This window comes from Halomonas sp. SSL-5, assembly GCF_030708455.1.
Taxonomy (GTDB): domain Bacteria; phylum Pseudomonadota; class Gammaproteobacteria; order Pseudomonadales; family Halomonadaceae; genus Halomonas.
The window spans coordinates 90274-104987 of the sequence record NZ_JAUYWF010000011.1 but is presented as its reverse complement, the minus strand read 5'-3'; the positions used below and the strand labels follow the sequence as shown (position 1 = coordinate 104987).

The following is a 14714-nucleotide window of genomic DNA, read 5'->3' as shown; positions in this document are numbered from 1 at the left end:
CGCGGGTTGCCGAGGGGTTGGCAAATGAGGCATGGCGGCCCCGTGCTCTGAGAGGCGGGGCTGCTCGGTATAGCGTCGGTTTAGCGGATGCGGATGCGCTTGTTGGCCTGGATGGCGTCGTCGAGCTCGCGCTTGAGGGCGTCGAGGAAGGCATCGACCTCCTGCTGGCTCTCCAGGTAGACCCCTTCATGGGTGCGGCTGAGCACCTGGCTGACGCTGACGTTGGCCACCGGCTTGGGTGCGGCGACTCGGGTGGGCGCGGGTTCACGCACTTCATCGGGCGGTGTGCCGGTATCACCGCTGCCGCCGCCCTGGGTTGAGTCACCCTCGCCGTCTGGCGTGGCATCGCGGTCCGGCTTGCCGCCGTTATCCGCCTTCTGGCGGGCGATGCGCTGGCGTTCGGCCTCGGCTTCCTGCTCGCGGTGGAGCTCGTCGAGGCTCTCCTGCTCGCGGTCATTGGCGGTATCACCCTGCAGCAGGTAGATCTGGGCGATGCTGGCCGCGCTTTCGATGTCCTGCTTGAGCAGCTGCAGGGGGCGCAGCAGGCGGTTGCTGAGCTCCGGGGTGCCGATGCCGCTCTTGACGATCTCGGCGCTGACGTTGGCGATACGCTGGTCGATCCGGCCGATGGCATGCTCGCGCTTCTGCTCCAGCAGCTGGGTGTTGGTCTCATCGACGGTCTGGATCAACCCGGAGACCTTCTGCAGCATGGCGTAGGGCGCCTCGGAGGCGTAGATGCGGTCCAGCTCGGCCAGCGCCGCCTTCGCCTCGGGCTCCTTCTCCAGCGCCGGGCGGTTGGGCTGGAAGCGGGTCAGCGCCTGGTCGAGCTGCTTCCAGGTGGTGAGCTGCTTGGTGAAGAACTCGTGGAGGTCGCGGTACTCCTCTTCGAGATCGAGGAGATCCTCCTGCTGGTCGGCCACCGCCTTGAAGAAGTCAAAGCTGTCGTCGATGCGTAGCAGCCGTTCGACCTCCTTGAGGGTGCTGTCGATGGCCGCACGGCCCGGGAAGCGGCCCACCTCGGTCTTGCTGCGGTAGGCCTCCAGGTCTTTCTTCCAGGTGCTGAACTGATCGACGTAGAAGCCGTAGAGCTCGGTCTCGCTGGAGGGCCCGAGCTTGGTGAAGAGATCCTTGGTGAGGTTGCGCACCTGGCGCAGCACGGCATCATCGGTCTGGCGCTTCTTCTGGATGCGCACCTCGCTGCGCCGCCGGCTGTTGTTGAGTAGCTCGAAGGCCTCCTTGCCGGGCAGTGCCGGGCCGGCGGTGTGGAAGGTGAGCCTTCCAGCGGCATACAGCCGCCCAAGAATCAGCAGGGTCTCCTCCACCGGCCACCCGAAGGGGCGGTTGTTGAAGCGCTCCAGCAGCGGGTTGAGCGGCACCGGCTCGCCGCCGTGCAGGCCGATGTACTGCTCTACCTCGCGCACCGCCTGGGGGTTGCCTTCCTCACCATCGAGTTCGATGGCCTGCTGACCGATATCGTCGGCGGTCATCACCGCGACAAGCTCGCGCATGGGGTCGGGGTTGAGGACCTGCAGGTAGCCGAGTTTGCTGTAGGTATTCTCCAGCAGGTACTGGCAGGCGTCGTCGAGGCGGGTGCTTAGATTGCTGCGGTTGATGTCGAGCTTCTGGCCCAGGGCGTAGACATCGGCATCCAGCAGCATGTCCTCCAGGCGAACGAGCAAGTGCTTGCGACGCTCCTGGTTCTCCCGACCGCGGTCGGCAAGGATACGCTCCACGCTGCTGTCGCCGGAGGCGGCGTTCAGGCGGATGTACTTCTCGGTCTTGAGGTAGGTGCGCAGGTCGTCGAAGAAGGCCTTGTTGTCGCCCAGGCGGATCAACACCTGGCCCTGGTTCTCATTGCTGCGGTGGATGCAGCCCGCCTCGCCGTTCTGGACCGAGTAGCTCTGGACGTAATCGATATCCAACGGCGAGACCACCTCGACGCGCAGCTGACTCTGGAAGCGGCCGTCGATGGTGTGGCCGTCCAGGTAGCGGCCGATGGTGTAGTCGGTCTTGTTGAGGGGGTAGCGGTACTTGTTGCGGTCGCGCAGGCGGTCCTTGTAGATCATCTCGGCCAGCAGCTTGTTCTCGTCGCTGCTGGTGATCTCGGTAGCCTTGATCTTGCGCGTGATGTCGCGCTCCTCATTGGTGAGGAACAGATACTCCTCGCCGTTGCGCGTGACCAGGCTCTCCTTCTCCAGCCGCGCCAAGGTGCCTTCCAGACGCTCGCGGATCGCCAGGCGGTCGTCGTCGATGCGGGTAATGGAGAGCGTTACCAGGTTATCGAGGGTGCCCTTGACCAGATCCACGTAGCGGATCATGAACAGGGTGCGCAGGATCTCGACGTCGAAGTCATCCAGCGCGATGTTCTCGCTGGCCTGGTCGATGGTGCGCTTCACCGCGGTATCGAGAAACCCCTCCACGGCGCGGTAGAAGCTGTGCATCGGCACCAGGGCGCCGACCTCCTGATCCCCCACCGCCTTGGCGGCCATCTGGAAGGCGTCGAGCATGGAGCGCTCGCCGTAGGCCAGGTGCGCCCCGGTGGCGCCGACCTTGCGGATCTCCTCGAAGACCTTCTGGACCAGCTGGAAGTGGTACGGCACGAAGGGATAGTTGGCGACGAAGCTCTCCACGCCGTCGACGTTCTTGAGCGTGGGGCCGGAGCGGTCGAAGGTGAGCTGGTTGCGCAGCACCGCGCCCTTGGCCTCGAACACCTGGGCCAGCTCACCGCTGGCTTCGGGCGTCTTGGCGAGCAGGCGCTTGCGGATCACCTCGTCGGAGTTGGAGCTCGACAGCGACAGGCGGGTCTTGAAGCGCCCGGCGATCTTGGAGAAGTCGTTGGCCTTGGCGGCAGTCATCTCGCCGAGCACGGCGTCCATGTCGGCCTGGGAGGTGACCACGATCCAGGCGCGGCCGCCGCAGATGGTGCCGAGGTTCTCGGTCAGCGTCTGCAGGGTCAGCATAAGCCGGGTATTGCTGCCGATGAACTGGCCCACCTCGTCGACCATGAAGACGATGCGCTGAGTCGGCGACTTGGCGTCCAGGTACTCCTTCACCCAGCGGCAGAAGTTCTCCACCGAGACGCTGAAGGTCTCCTCGGAATCCTCGAACCATTTGTGGGCCGCCTCCGGGGAGAGATCCAGTGCCTGGCTGATCGCCTGCTCGATGTCGTCCTGGTAGAACTGGAAGCCGTCGCGCTCCTCTTCCCAGACCATGCCGCTGGCCTCCTGGAAGGCCGTCTTGAAGCGCTCCAGCACGCCGCGCTGGGCCAGGTGGCGCTCCATGTGGGCGATATGCGGGTGGTCGCCGCTGAAGCCCTGGTACTCGTTGAATACCCGCAGGAAGACGTTGAGGATCGGGTTGCCGCCGTCGTTGGAGCTCGCCTTGCTGTCGATGTTGAACAGGATGACATCGGCCGGCTGCTGCACCGCCTTGGTGACGTCGGCACGGATCATCGGGTCGTGGAGCTTGTGCTCGTCGAAGAACTCGGCGGCGCGGCGGTGGTTGCCGACCTCGTCCTCGGCCTCGATGTTGGCGAGCAGATACGACAGCGCCTTGAGGAAATGCGACTTGCCCGAACCAAAGAAGCCCGAGATCCACACCCCGACCCGGTTGGCGATGGAGGGATCACTGAGTGGCGTGGCGTAGGACTCGAAGAAGGCACGGAAGTGCTTCTCCAACTCGTTGGTCACCACGTACTCGTCGAGCTCCTGGTAGACCGTTTCGCGGTCCTTCTGGTCGGCCTTCACCACGCCATTGATGGGGCGGTTCAAAGGTTTCTGGAAGAGGTCCTGGATACGCATGTCCGATCGATTCCTTAACGGGCAACGCCTCGCTCCCGTAGTGGGGCAAGGCGGTCAACAAAGCGGGTGCCAGGCAGCGCGGCTGCCGGCTGGCCTTCAGATCGAGAGTTCCCCGGGGACTGACTGAGCCGGGCGCCTATGCGTCACGGCACGAGAGAAAACGCCCGGTAGTAGTGGTTACTGGCGATCTGGTCGAAGAGGGTCAGGCTCTGGCCGTCGTAGCGGCCAGGATAGAAGAGCACCAACGGCTTGTGGCCGAGCCTGCCGTGCAGCGCATTGAGCAAACTGTGGGCACGCATCACCGGCCAGACGCTACCCACGCCTGACAGAAGAATGATATCGGGGTCGTCCGACAGCGCGTGTCGGATAAGGAAGGGGGCGAACTTGTCCATGTGCAGCGGGCCGCGCAGCGCCTTGAGCAGCGCAGCATCGCCCTTGGTCTGCTGCATGGCGATGGCCTTGTCGAGAAAGCCACGCTCATGGAGATAGTCGCGCAACACGCGCAGCAGGTTGACGTGGTCGACCGTCAGCTCGCTGTGCTGACGGGACAGTACCCCTTCCAGGAAGGTGAGGTACTCGCGAACCTGCAGCTCGTGCTCGGGGGGATAGTCGAAGATCCAGAAGCCGATCTCGTTGCCCAGGCCCTGGCCGGAGAGGAAAGCCGGGCTGGTGATCTTTTCGGCGATCTGGTTGAGGCGATCCTTCAGGTGAGGATCTTCGCGGTGGGACGGCCCCTGCGTGAGCGGTGACATACGGCTCTCATCCTTGCGTCCGGTGTCGTTCTTTTCGTTATGGTTGAGCGTCTTATAATGCTTGGTGCCGCGGCCTGCAGTGGATAACGGGCTTTCGGGCACGCTACCGCCAGCCCGGGTCCATGGCGTTCAACGCGGCCCCAGGGCACTCAGGCAGTCCAGCAGCCGAATCAGGTGGTGCTTTTCCAGCAGGGTCACTACCTCGGGCCGCAGCATCAGCGGTCGCAGCCGGCGGCTACGCACACTCTCTATCAAGCCTACTTCGGATAGCATGCGAAAGGCCACCTGACCCATCTTTCGTCTAGAGGAGCCGGTCCAGCCGTTGATGGCCGGATCGCGGTAGGCACGGTCGGCGAGGAAGTCATCCCACTGGTAGGGCTCAAGGCGCTCGGCCTGGGTCACGAAGGCATCAGCCACCACCGTCTCCAGGAACTCCACCAGCAGCAGGTTGCGGGCCAGCGCCGCACAGAACGCCATTTGGGTGGCCAGCTGGTCATCGCCATCGTGCAACACCTGCCAAAACGGCGCAGGAAGCCGCTCAAGCCGCTTGCGGATTGCCTGGGCCATGCGCCTGGCCGTGGCCGGCCGCGCCTTCTGGAGGCGATTCTCGTCGAGGATGGCCGCCCTCCAGGCCGCGTCATCAACGCCGGCCAGCAGGAGCTCCGCCACGATGCGGCTCTCGCGCACCATCAACGAGCCGCCGATGAGGTCGGAGTTGTAGTGGAAGGTGGGGGAGGGGGGCATGGCAGTAATGAAAGCACAGTAGTCTATTGAGAGGAATATGGTGGGGGTGTTGGTGCGTAGGTGCAACACCTTCTCTTTTGCGTATACCTGAGGACTTAATTGAAGACTGGCTTTCTAACATTTCTGAGGACGCGGCATTGCTTCGGTGTACTGCTAAAAAAGTAAAGCCTTATATGCTATGTATTGCAATATATAGCACTCAGGGCTTGCGAAGAATTTAAAAGTTTTTCTTGCGAGATCAAAATTTATGATTAATTCTCTTGGTGAGGCGTTTATTTCGTCGGTCAGTTAAATTAGAAAATCTGGGGTCAGATTTATGGCTTACCTTAGAACAACGAGCAAGGCTCAGGTGGGAGGGTTGGAGAGGATCAAAGGATTTCCTTTGATCCTTACGGAAGACTACAGAGTAAACTGGCTAGCCCTTCATTTTATTTTTTACCTTTTCAAAAGAAGTTCTGTTAGCTCGGTAAAAACATATGCTGTCCATTTGACAGATTTTTATAGCCAACTTGAAGTTGGCAATTTAGATGTATTCGATGTGGATGATGATTGGTTATCAGCCTATAAAAAATATTTGGTCCATAGGGATGGCTCAGGGCCTGAGAATACCCAAAATTATGCTAGCCAAGTAATTAGAACAGTGATTATTTATTGTGCCTGGCTTACGAAGCAGGGGTTCAGTGACACACTATGTGGCGAAGGGTGTAACTATAGAGTGAAAATCAATGAAGGGAGAAAGGGGGGTGTGAAACACTTCCTTATAAAAAATGAAAATAGCGATGTGAGATCTATATCGGCACCTTGGAGTCAGTGGATAGAAACTATAAAAATATATGGGCCGAAGAGAGAAGATTTGGCTAGAAGATTCGAGCTGATGATCGACTGGGGCCGCCTTGCAGGTCTTAGGGCTCATGAAATATGCCACTTAAAGATTTGGCAGTTGCCGGATAAAAAGTCGGCATTTAAGTCTTTAGAAAATAAAAGAAAAATAAAGATAAAGTTATTTGTTACTAAGGGCGGTGAAGATGGTAGCGTTTATGTACCGCCGTTGCTTGTAACTAAAACTTGGGAATATGTAGATATTTATAGGATGGATGTAATAAGGAGGCATAAAAAGATAAAGAAAAGCAAGCGAGAGGCCTACCTGGAGCCTGAATATATCTTTTTATCAAATGCGACTGGAGAGCATGTTACTCCCAAGGGGCTTTCAAATGCAGTGAGGAAAGCCTTCCTAGCAGCAGTAGAAAATGAAAAGTTGACAGCTGACGAGAGGGTATGGCTTCACGGGCTTAGACATAACTTTATAAGCCTTGGCTTCAAAGTTGCTGATGAGTTGAAGGTAAGAAATCCTGAAAACTATGTCCGGCAGTCATCGAGACATAAATCAGTGGGCTCGTTAACGGGGTATTCATCCGGCCGGCATGATGAGGGTTTTAGTTGATGGCTAAGCTGTCCAGAAAGAAGATAGAAGTAAAAAGATCAGCGGACATTCTTGAAGTCGCTCCTTGGAATGATTGGTGTGTGGAGGTCGAGTCTGGAAGCTCTCTAGATGTATCCTTCCTCTACAATGTAGCAGGAGGTCGTTTAATTCAGCAGCAACTTGCATTGTTGTTGAGAGGACAAAGGAGCAAGAGAGCTGTCGGCAATAGTGTGATTAGGTTTTTGCGATTTGTAGAGAGCGAAGGCAGTGGAATAAGTGCGCATAGCCTCTTGGGTTATAAAAAACATCTCGATAGAAACTTGGATGTGAACGTCAATACGAAGACACAATTGTATTCAGCTGCTGCCGGGTTCGTCAAACGGTTGATGGCTGCTAATGTCATTGCACATGAAGTTATACCTAAAAACTTCAAAAGAGTGAAGCGTAAATCATCTCCGAGTATTTTTGAGCTATCTGCCATCGAGATGGAGCAATTTGCGAAAGAGAAAGAACAAGAAATTGAGAGGCTCCAGAAGGAAATGGGGGTAGGTGAAGAGGGGGCTATCATCATTAAATATGGTAATGAAGTTTTGTCTGCATTTCATGATGGTTCCCTAAAAAAAATTCGGGAGTGGGAGGAGGACTGCGAAAAAATTGAAGAAATATTAAAGGGATATGATGCGGAAGATATCGCTGTGCTTGGGAGAATAAGTGATTTTCGCGAGCGCCACGGTGATTGGCAAAGTGATTTAGTGCCGCAAAGAACTTTTAATGTCGCTATAGGTGTTTTATATGCGCGGTTTAACAGGTTGCTCCCTACATCTCTAGAATGGCCCCCTGGAGTTAGTGACTTTCTTAAGTCTAGGGGGTGGGGTCCAGCTAGGCTGGCTGCAGCATTTTTCAATAACATAAGAAATTTAAAGTATTTTTTAGTCGCGGCGCTTACTCACAAAGGTCTTTTGCCGAATGTAGATAGTGTTGCATTCTATTCCTACATAGACTCTTTTTCAAAAGGGAATGAGCTAGGAGGTGTAAGTGTCTTTCTGGGTAAAAAAAGGGGTCGAGCTGTAAATGCCACTTTGTCGGCTAAAGACCCGCTATGCAAGGCTTTTATGAACCTGCAAAAAAGACAAAAAAGGTTACTTTCTGAGGTTTCTGGTGGTGCCAGCTGGTTGAGAAAAGAGCGTTGTGAGCTGTTTGTGATTTATTGTGGAGAGAGAGGTGGTGATTACCGCTTGAAGCTGGTAGATCCAAGCTCAACTGTAAATATGGTTAGGTATGCAGCTCGAGATCTTTCAGAAGATTATCCAATCTTGAAGTCTTTGGTAAAAAAGATAACGGGTAAATCCTTTAGACCTACTATTGTGGCAATGGATGTGGCTGAAGGTTTACCTCTTTCAAAAGTAAGGGAAAAGCTGCACCATGCAGATTTTTCTACAACAGCTGGTTATGCGTTGCGAGTTGAGACACAGTCATCTCTTGAGATAAAGCTTAGGCAATTTCAAGAATATCTGTTGAGTTCTAGTAGGGAGGGAGAAGGAAGAACAGGCACGGGCTACCTTTGCGGCATTGAAAGTGAAGAGGATGTTACTTGCAAGGGTGTCGACATGTGTTTTAACTGTGAGGCTAAGCGTATAATCTTGAAAGATACTCGGTCTCTATCTGAGTGGTTGGCATGGGTTGGTAAGATAAAAAAGAGTGCTGAAAGATTGAAGTATAACAATCCTGAAAGATGGAGTGGATATTGGGAGGTGAGGCTTGCAGAGTATGAGTCCCTGATTTCTTTGTGTACGCGTTCAGAGGTTGAAGAAGCCAATAGCTTAGCGCTTGAAATCGAGCAACACCTCCCATTTTTGGACTGAATTATGGAACAAAAAAAAACCCTAACCTTTGGAAGTCTGTTGCAAGGAACAACAAGCCTTGATAAAGAGGGGGGGATATGGTGGCTAGATGCTGACTCCACGCCTGATAAGTGGAGGCTTAAGCAAATGGTCCCCGGATCATCCCCCTCTTACTTCACAGTAAACTGGTCTCCAGTCATTAGCGAGATAACACCTGCTTCGGCCCATAGGTGGAAATGGTGGCAGGGGTATTCGCAAAGGTTAGCATGTTCCATAATGGAGTCAGATAAGACCGATGTTAGTAAGACATCTACTCTTGCTGGTTACTGTCGAGAAGTTAGAGCGATCGCAGAGTGGTTTTGTTTTTCATGTGGGCTAAGTAGTGTGCAGGAGGTCAATAGAAAGCATATTGATGCGTATGAACAATATATTAGCAAAGCAGGCCTTGCTGTTAATACTATTTCTTTAAAGTTGTCAGCCCTTTCTTATATGTTTACGTTGAGTAAAGAGGTTGGAAGCGGTCTAGTGTTTTCACCTTATATGAATGATATCACCGGGGTGGCAAAAAAGATAGGAAGGAAGGGGCAGCATACAAAAACAATTTTCCCTAAGCATTTTCTCGGCCTAATAGATTTTGCTTTGGGGAAGGTTTCGGATTCAGAGCGAGTGATTAATTTACTTGAAGGGTACTTAGCTGTTGGTGAAAATTTTAGCAGGAGAAGTAGGTGCCGAAAGGTTGAGGCGCAACATGGGGTAAGTGTTGTCCAGTTGAAAAAAGAGGTCAGGATATTGTACTGCTCTGCTATTTTGGTGATTATGGCCCTTACGGCAATGCGTAAACATGAAGCATCTAGTATAAGCTATGATGATGCTATAGAATCAATATCTTCAGGGGCTTATATATCTGGGGTTGTGCATAAAACTGCGGGCACGCAGACAGGCCAGAGAACGTCTCGTCCAGTGCCTAAGGAGGTGATAAACTCTCTGTCTGTAATTATTGCATTAACAAATAAAACTCGTGCTGTCTCAAGTAATTCTGATAGGTTGTTGCTGGACCTTCCTTTTGGCTATGGCATAAGAAAGGGTGAAAAGCACGATGATACTATCAGTACAAATAAGCTATATAAATTGTTTGACATATTTTCAGAAGAGGCTGGCTTTGATTGCAAGCTTAGACCCCACATGATGAGAAGAGCATTTTCTATGATGTGGAGCTGGCGGTTTGATGTTGGGGACCTTGAATATTTATCGAGTATTTTGTACCACAACGATTATCGCTATACAAAAGCTTATGTTGACGATGAGGATGTGGAGGAGTTTCTCGATAGCGGGATTAGGGAGTATACGCATGATTACCTTGAGCGAGTTTTAGTAGGGGATGTTTCGGTTGTGGGAGGGATTAATAGTACGTTGAGAAAATATAAAAGAATTTTCCATGCTAAATTTAATGTAATCTCTCCTGATAGGGTTTCTGATTTTGTAGATAGTGTTGTTGCGAGGCATAAATATCGTGTTATTCCTAATGCAGATGGTTACTGTTTTATCAGTCCTGGAAGAGGATCGAGAGCGAAGTGTTCAAATAATGGACGTAAAGAAGACTATTCAAACAGGAGTGAAATTACTTGTGCATCATGTCCTAATTTCGGTGTTGATAGTACGCGCAGGGAGTACTGGATGCGCCGAAGAGATGCGCATATTAAAGTTATGAGCTATCACGAGCATGAGAAAGGGTTGATGTATGAGGCGGCTTCAGAAGGGGTTAAGAGAGCTGAAAGTATTGTTCGCCTGATCGATAGGGAGGGTGGAGAGTGAACAAAAGCAGTGAGAGATTTTGCGATGCTATTAGGCGGTCAATAAAAAAACTTGAGGATGAAAGGGTTTCAATTACCCAAAAGGCGGTTATTGAAAATGCATCATTTGATAATGGACGGAATGTTGGGAAGTCTACGCTATATCGTAAGGATGCTGTAACAAAAGAGCATTTTTACAAAGACCTGCTTGTGGAGATTGATGATGCAGCATCAAGGCAGAGAAAGTCTAGAGGTAGGCCTACTAAAAAAGAAGCTCTAATGGAGTTGAAGGAAAAAATCAGAGAGTTGAAGATAGAGAACCAGGCTCTTGTTGATCAGCTGGTGACACAGGAGTCGGAGTTGATAAAGTTAAAGTCGTTTAAAGGTGTGGGTGAAAAAGTTGCTCAAGCAAAGGATGACGATATTTACATGCTCGCAAAAACACTTTTAGAAAAATCTCCTGGTTCCCATGAAGTACTGGACTCTATCGTACGGAGGTATGAAATAGCCCACAGGGGAACTGAGCGACTTGAAGAGATGCAATCTGCGGCCGGAAAGTTATGCCAGGACCTGTTGGGGGTTACGGTTTCGCTACCGGGCATGAGAAAATAAAGGAAGCCAGCGTTCCGTGTAGTCACTAGGCTGTGCTATGCTGGAAAAAACCATTCAAATACAGAGCCTTGGAGGCTATATATATGGCAAGAGGAGTGAATAAAGTCATCCTCATCGGCAATCTGGGGCAGGACCCGGAGGTGCGCTTCAGCCCCTCGGGGACCGCCATTGCCAACCTCAACCTGGCCACCACCGATACCTGGACGGACCGCCAGAGCGGTCAGCGCCAGGAGCGTACCGAGTGGCACCGCCTGGTGCTGTTCAACAAGACCGCCGAGATCGCCCAGCAGTATCTGAAGAAGGGCAGCAAGATCTACGTCGAGGGCCGCCTGCAGACCCGCAAGTGGCAGGGGCAGGACGGGCAGGATCGCTACACCACCGAGATCGTGGTCAACGACATGCAGATGCTCGACTCCCGCGGCGGCGGCGGTGACTTCCAGGGTGGCGGCCAGCCCCAGGGCGGCTACGGCGGCCAGCCTCAGCAGGGCGGTTATGGTGGCCAGCCCCAGGGGGGCGGTCAGCCGGCGGGTGGCCCGCAGCCGGGCGGTGCTCCCCAGCAGGGCGGTGGCTTCGGTGGCGGAGCGCCCCAGCGTCCCCCGCAGCAGCCTCCCCAGCGCCCCGCCCACGGCGGCCAGCCTGGCGGTGGCCAGCAGCAGGGTGGCAACTTCGGGGCGCCTGACCCGGGCAGCTTCGACGACTTCGACGACGAGATCCCGTTCTGATTCGTCGTTTCGCTGACGGCATGCCGAGGGAGGTGCGCGCGTGAATCTGCTGGTACTGGATGCCGGCCACTGTCTGAGCCTGGCCCTGGCCCGGGAGGTCAACCGCCGCTCGGATACCGAGCTCACCATCGAGGAGGGCCTGGAGCTGGATCCCGCCTGGCTGGCGGAGGTCGCGCCGGATGCCCTGGTGATTCCGCCGCTGTCGCGGCCGATCATCGCCGCGCCGGCCGAGGTGACGGCACACGCCGAGGCGGTGGAGCGCTGCCTGGAGGCCTGCCGCCAGGCGGATATTCCGCTGGTGTGGTGCGTCTCCGACCAGCTCTACGAGGACGGCTTCGCCGAGCCCATCGACGAGCACGTCATTCCGCGGCCCCGGGACGAGAGCCTGCGGCGCCTGGTGGCCACCGGCGACCGCATTCGCGCCGAGCATCCGCACCACCTGATCGTCCGGCTGGGGCCGCTGTTCGCCCTGGACGGGAGCCACGCCTGGCTCAACGAGCTGATCGATACCTTGATCAGCGCCGGTGAGGTGCGCGGCGAGGCCGATGTGACCTGCTGCCCCACCTCGGCGGATGCGGTGGCCCTGGCGCTGATCGGCATGCTGCAGCAGCAGCAGTGCGGCGCCGGCGCCTGGGGCAGCTACCACCTGGCCGGCACCGAGCCGGTGAGCGTCTATACCTTCGTCTCGGTAGTGCGCACCCAACTGGCCACTCGCCTGGAGGGCCGCGGCGACCATCGTGAGCTGGGCCCGCTGCGCGCCCTGCACCACCATCACGACCATCCGCTGCGCCGCGTGCTCAACTGTCGGCGGGTGCTGGAGGTCTTCGGCGTGCACCAGAAGCCCTGGCGGCTGGAGCTCGGCAATATGCTCGATGCCTGGTGCCGGGCCAACACTCCAGCGTGTGGCGAGGAGGAGGGCGCCTCATGAACGTGCTGCGCAGCCTGGTCTTCTACCTGGGCTACTTCGCCGCCATGCTGGTGTGCGGCGTGCTCTTCCTGCCGCCGGCGCCCTTCCTGCCGCTCGGCTCCCGCTATCGCCTGCTCAACCTCTACAATCACTTCATCATCAGCTGGTTCCATCTGGTGGTCGGGGTACGCTACGAGTTTCGCGGGCGCGAGCGTGTGCCTGCCGGGCCCTGCGTGATCCTCGCCAACCACCAGTCCGAGTGGGAGACCGTCTATCTGCAGCTGCTGCACCCACCCGTGTGCACGGTGCTCAAGAAAGAGCTTCTGAACCTGCCGATCTTCGGCTGGGGCCTGCGCCTGCTGCACCCCATCGCCCTGGATCGCTCGCGGCCCTCCCGGGCCATCAAGCAGGTGCTCACCCAGGGCAAGCGGCGCCTGGAGGAGGGGTTGTCGGTGCTGATCTTCCCCGAGGGCACCCGGGTCGCCCCGGGCAGCCGCAAGCGCTACAACAAGAGCGGTGCGGTGATCGCCTGTCGGGCCGGGGTGCCGGTGGTGCCGGTGGCCCACAATGCCGGCGAACGCTGGCCTGGCCGCCACTGGGTGAAGAACCCGGGGCGGCTGACGCTGGTGGTGGGGGAGCCCATCGAGACCTCCGGGCGCACCCCGGAGGAGGTGCTGGCCGAGGTGGAGGCGTGGATCGAGGCGACCCTGACGGAGATCTCCGAGGTGCCGAGGCCGGCGCGCGACGAGGCGCGGGAGCCGGCCTGAGCCCAGGGCGCCGCGCTGGCCCCATGGTGGTATAGGTCCTGGGACACCGGCCGTGGCCCGCCAACGCAAGAGGCGCCCCGATGGGGCGCCTCTTGCGTTGCGGCTCGCGTTGCTCCTGGGACTCAGGCCCGGGGATCAGTCCCGGAACTTCTCCAGCACCAGGCAGGCGTTGGTACCGCCGAAGCCGAAGCTGTTGGAGAGCACGCGCTCGACCTTAACCCCGTCGCGACGCTGGGTGACGATATCGAAGCCGTCGGCCTGCTCGTCGAGGGTCTCGACGTTGGCCGAGGCGGCGATGAAGTCGTTCTCCATCATCAGCAGCGAATAGATCGCCTCCTGCACGCCGGTGGCACCCAGGGAGTGGCCGGTCAGCGACTTGGTGGAACTCATCGCCGGGGTCGAGTCACCGAATACCTCGCGGATGGACTTGAGCTCGGCCACATCGCCCACCGGCGTGGAGGTGCCGTGGGTATTGATGTAGTCGATCTTGCCATCCACGGTGGCCATGGCCTGGCGCATGCAGCGCACCGCCCCATCACCGGAGGGGGCGACCATGTCGTGGCCGTCGGAGGTGGCGCCGTAGCCGGTCACCTCGGCGTAGATCTTCGCGCCGCGGGCCCGGGCGTGTTCCAGCTCCTCGAGCACCAGCATGCCGCCGCCGCCGGCGATGACGAAGCCGTCGCGGGTCTGGTCATAGGGGCGCGAGGCCTTGTCCGGGGTGTCGTTGTAGTGAGTGGAGAGGGCGCCCATGGCGTCGAACAGACAGGAAAGCGTCCAGTGCTCCTCCTCGCCGCCGCCGGCGAAGACCACGTCCTGCTTGCCCAGCTGGATCTGTTCCACGGCGTTGCCGATGCAGTGCGCGGAGGTGGCGCACGCCGAGGAGATCGAGTAGTTGACGCCCTTGATCTTGAACGGCGTGGCCAGGCAGGCGGACACGGTGCTGCCCATGGTGCGGGTGACCCGGTAGGGTCCCACCCGGCGCAGCCCCTTCTCGCGCATCACGTCGGCGGCCTCCACCTGGTTGGCGCTGGAGGCACCACCGGAGCCGGCGATCAGGCCGGTACGCTCGTTGGAGACCATCTCCGGCGCCAGGCCCGAGTCCTCGATGGCCTGGGCCATGCTGACATAGGCGTAGGCCGCGGCGTCGCCCATGAAGCGCCGCAGCTTGCGGTCGATCAGGGCGTCGAGGTCGATATCGACCACGCCGGCCACCTGGCTGCGGAAGCCCCGCTCGGCGTACTCCTCCTTGAAGCGAATGCCGGAACGCCCTTCCTTGAGCGCCTCTAGAACCTGCTGTCGGTCGTTGCCCAGGCAGGAGACGATGCCCAGGCCGGTGACTACCACTCGTCGCATGGAAGC

At 56.9% G+C, this 14714-nt stretch carries 11 protein-coding genes; 7 read left to right on the top strand and 4 right to left on the bottom strand.

The genetic code is table 11. From position 1 onward, the window contains the following. Positions 1-80: 80 nt before the first annotated feature. The 3 genes from brxC to RAN53_RS13825 form a co-directional block, all read right to left on the bottom strand. Positions 81-3800 (bottom strand): BREX system P-loop protein BrxC, encoded by a 3720-nt coding sequence (brxC, locus tag RAN53_RS13835; protein ID WP_305797400.1) that lies wholly within the window; start codon positions 3798-3800, stop codon positions 81-83. A gap of 143 nt (positions 3801-3943) precedes the next feature. Then, on the bottom strand, positions 3944-4552 hold the full coding sequence (locus RAN53_RS13830) for a DUF1788 domain-containing protein (RefSeq protein WP_305797399.1): 609 nt from the start codon (positions 4550-4552) through the stop codon (positions 3944-3946). Between the two features lie 129 nt (positions 4553-4681). After that, the gene (locus RAN53_RS13825; protein ID WP_305797398.1) at positions 4682-5296 is read right to left on the bottom strand and encodes a DUF1819 family protein; all 615 of its coding nucleotides are present in this window, start codon (positions 5294-5296) and stop codon (positions 4682-4684) included. 358 nt (positions 5297-5654) lie between these two features. On the opposite strand from RAN53_RS13825, the gene RAN53_RS13820 reads away from it, so the two are divergent. The 7 genes from RAN53_RS13820 (at position 5655) to RAN53_RS13790 (ending at position 13355) form a co-directional block, all read left to right on the top strand. Continuing rightward, positions 5655-6737, top strand: coding sequence for a hypothetical protein (locus RAN53_RS13820; RefSeq protein ID WP_305797397.1), 1083 nt, complete (start codon positions 5655-5657; stop codon positions 6735-6737). Next, complete coding sequence (locus RAN53_RS13815; protein WP_305797396.1) at positions 6737-8578, top strand: hypothetical protein; 1842 nt, start codon at positions 6737-6739, stop codon at positions 8576-8578. The genes RAN53_RS13820 and RAN53_RS13815 overlap by 1 nt, the downstream gene beginning before the upstream one ends. Before the next feature lie 3 nt (positions 8579-8581). Then, positions 8582-10369 (top strand): tyrosine-type recombinase/integrase, encoded by a 1788-nt coding sequence (locus RAN53_RS13810; protein ID WP_305797395.1) that lies wholly within the window; start codon positions 8582-8584, stop codon positions 10367-10369. Next, entirely contained in the window at positions 10366-10959 is a 594-nt protein-coding gene (locus tag RAN53_RS13805) for a hypothetical protein (protein WP_305797394.1), read from the top strand. Before RAN53_RS13810 ends, RAN53_RS13805 begins: the two co-directional genes overlap by 4 nt. Before the next feature lie 83 nt (positions 10960-11042). Then, positions 11043-11681 (top strand): single-stranded DNA-binding protein, encoded by a 639-nt coding sequence (gene ssb / locus RAN53_RS13800; protein WP_305797393.1) that lies wholly within the window; start codon positions 11043-11045, stop codon positions 11679-11681. 40 nt (positions 11682-11721) lie between these two features. Further along, a complete protein-coding gene (locus RAN53_RS13795) occupies positions 11722-12609 on the top strand; it encodes a sugar nucleotide-binding protein (protein WP_305797392.1) in 888 nt (295 codons plus the stop codon). After that, entirely contained in the window at positions 12606-13355 is a 750-nt protein-coding gene (locus RAN53_RS13790; protein WP_305797391.1) for a lysophospholipid acyltransferase family protein, read from the top strand. The genes RAN53_RS13795 and RAN53_RS13790 overlap by 4 nt, the downstream gene beginning before the upstream one ends. A 135-nt stretch (positions 13356-13490) precedes the next feature. Here the strand turns inward: RAN53_RS13790 and fabB are convergent, their stop codons facing one another. Beyond that, positions 13491-14708, bottom strand: coding sequence for a beta-ketoacyl-ACP synthase I (gene fabB, locus RAN53_RS13785; protein WP_305797390.1), 1218 nt, complete (start codon positions 14706-14708; stop codon positions 13491-13493). Positions 14709-14714: the final 6 nt, after the last annotated feature.

Bases quoted from the DNA above. Each gene is read 5' to 3' on its own strand.
- brxC (WP_305797400.1), bottom strand. From the start codon at position 3,800: ATGCGTATCCAGGACCTCTTCCAGAAACCTTTGAACCGCCCCATCAAT.
- RAN53_RS13830 (WP_305797399.1), bottom strand. From the start codon at position 4,552: ATGTCACCGCTCACGCAGGGGCCGTCCCACCGCGAAGATCCTCACCTG.
- RAN53_RS13825 (WP_305797398.1), bottom strand. From the start codon at position 5,296: ATGCCCCCCTCCCCCACCTTCCACTACAACTCCGACCTCATCGGCGGC.
- RAN53_RS13815 (WP_305797396.1), top strand. From the start codon at position 6,737: ATGGCTAAGCTGTCCAGAAAGAAGATAGAAGTAAAAAGATCAGCGGAC.
- RAN53_RS13810 (WP_305797395.1), top strand. From the start codon at position 8,582: ATGGAACAAAAAAAAACCCTAACCTTTGGAAGTCTGTTGCAAGGAACA.
- ssb (WP_305797393.1), top strand. From the start codon at position 11,043: ATGGCAAGAGGAGTGAATAAAGTCATCCTCATCGGCAATCTGGGGCAG.
- RAN53_RS13790 (WP_305797391.1), top strand. From the start codon at position 12,606: ATGAACGTGCTGCGCAGCCTGGTCTTCTACCTGGGCTACTTCGCCGCC.
- fabB (WP_305797390.1), bottom strand. From the start codon at position 14,708: ATGCGACGAGTGGTAGTCACCGGCCTGGGCATCGTCTCCTGCCTGGGC.